Source organism: Neisseria sp. P0009.S007 (assembly GCF_051962515.1).
Window position 1 is genome coordinate 1 of record NZ_JBQCVF010000213.1, and the last position, 2,270, is coordinate 2,270.

The 2,270-nt window shown below is 54.1% G+C and carries 2 protein-coding genes; both read left to right on the top strand.

Annotation, left to right across the window (positions count from 1 at the left end):
* A partial coding sequence (locus ACTHS3_RS11710) for a copper-translocating P-type ATPase (RefSeq protein ID WP_440368010.1) occupies positions 1-1,668 on the top strand: 1,668 nt, incomplete at its 5' end.
* Between the two features lie 74 nt (positions 1,669-1,742).
* Positions 1,743-2,102 carry a hypothetical protein gene (locus ACTHS3_RS11715; RefSeq protein WP_063068181.1) on the top strand — a complete coding sequence of 120 codons (360 nt, stop codon included), beginning with the start codon at positions 1,743-1,745 and terminating at the stop codon, positions 2,100-2,102.
* Positions 2,103-2,270: the final 168 nt, after the last annotated feature.

Sequence of the window (2,270 nt, forward strand, 5' to 3'; positions counted from 1 at the left end):
GTCTATATGCTGTTTTTCAGCCCGCACGCGGCGCACGGCATGGCACACGTGTATTTTGAAGTAGGCGTGATGGTGATCGGTTTTGTGTCGCTGGGCAAATTTTTGGAACACCGCACTAAAAAATCCAGCCTGAACAGCTTGGGCTTGCTGCTCAAACTCACGCCGACTCAAGTCAATGTACAACGCAACGGCGAATGGCAACAGCTTCCCATCGACCAAGTGCAAATCGGCGACCTAATCCGCGCCAACCACGGCGAACGCATTGCCGCCGACGGCATCATTGAAAGCGGCTGCGGTTGGGCGGATGAGAGTCATCTTACCGGCGAATCCAATCCTGAAGAGAAAAAGGCAGGCGGCAAAGTGTTGGCAGGCGCGCTGATGACCGAAGGCAGCGTGGTGTACCGCGCCACGCAGCTCGGCAGCCAAACCCTGCTCGGCGACATGATGAACGCGCTATCCGAAGCGCAAGGCAGCAAGGCACCGATTGCGCGTGTGGCGGATAAGGCGGCGGCGGTGTTCGTGCCAACTGTCGTGGGCATTGCACTTTTGACTTTTATTGTTACTTGGCTGGTGAAAGGCGATTGGACGATTGCACTAATGCACGCCGTTGCTGTTTTGGTGATTGCCTGTCCGTGCGCACTCGGTTTGGCAACCCCTGCCGCGATTATGGTCGGCATGGGTAAAGCAGTGAAACACGGCATTTGGTTTAAAGACGCGGCGGCGATGGAAGAAGCTGCCCACGTCGATGCCGTCGTGTTGGACAAAACCGGCACGCTGACCGAAGGCAAGCCGCAGGTTGCCGCCGTTTATTGCGTTCCCGACAGCGGCTTTGACGAAGACGCTTTGTACCGCATCGCCGCCGCCGTCGAACAAAACGCCGCTCATCCGCTTGCCCGCGCCATCGTTTCCGCCGCCCAAGCGCGCGGTTTGGACATTCCCGCCGCACAAAACGCGCAAACCGTTGTCGGCGCAGGCATTACCGCCGAAGTGGAAGGCGTGGGTTTGGTGAAAGCAGGCAAAGCCGAATTTGCCGAATTGACCTTGCCGAAGTTTTCAGACGGCGTTTGGGACATTGCAAGCATTGTTGCAGTCTCAGTCGATAACAAACCTATCGGCGCATTCGCACTTGCAGACGCGTTGAAAGCCGATACCGCCGAAGCCGTAGGCCGTCTGAAAAAACACAATATCGATGTCTATATTATGAGCGGCGACAACCAAGGCACGGTCGAATATGTCGCCAAACAACTGGGCATCGCACACGCCTTTGGTAATATGAGTCCGCGCGATAAAGCCGCCGAAGTGCAGAAACTCAAAGCCGCCGGCAAAACCGTGGCGATGGTCGGCGACGGCATCAACGACGCGCCCGCGCTCGCTGCCGCCAACGTCAGCTTTGCGATGAAAGGCGGTGCGGATGTTGCCGAACACACTGCGTCCGCCACGCTGATGCAGCATTCGGTCAACCAGCTCGCCGATGCCCTGCTGGTGTCGCAGGCGACTTTGAAAAACATCAAACAAAACCTGTTTTTCGCCTTCTTCTACAATATCTTGGGTATTCCGCTCGCCGCACTCGGCTTTTTAAATCCCGTCATCGCAGGCGCGGCAATGGCGGCAAGCTCGGTGTCGGTATTGGGTAATGCCTTGCGCCTGAAACGGGTGAATATTGAGTGAAACGTGGCAAAGGCCCTCTAAAAACCATACGCCCAGTTTCATTTTTCAGGTAGCCTCAAACTAGGAATCAAACGATGAAAAGCTATACGCTCGATATTCCCCACTTTGAATACCCTGAATCATTTGAAAAAATCGTCGAACTGAATTTAGTCGATTTCGATATTTGGCATCTGCTCGATAGCGATTGGGCCGCCAAGCTATACCAAGGCATGCAAACGCGTTATCCCAATAGAAAACTGATTCCCTTCGCCAAACGCAGCGATTGCGATGACACTGCCTGCTTCGAAATCGGCAAAGGCGGCACAGTCCAGCTTATCCACGACTTTGCTGACCCCGGCTGGGAGCAGCGTCAAGAATTCCCCGATTGCTGGGCATGGCTCGCCCAAGCGGTAAACGATATGATCGAACACAATCGGGAAGACGATATCCTGTAAACATCAGGCATGTTGGTTTTAGCCAAGGAAATGCAACGTTGAGCGTCACGCTGAGGCCGTCTGAAGACTGTTTTTCAGACGGCCTTTAATCCATATTTTCTGATTTTGAGATCCAAGCGGGAGTATGTCGTATGGACATGATGTTGTTTACCAATATTGTATTGATTG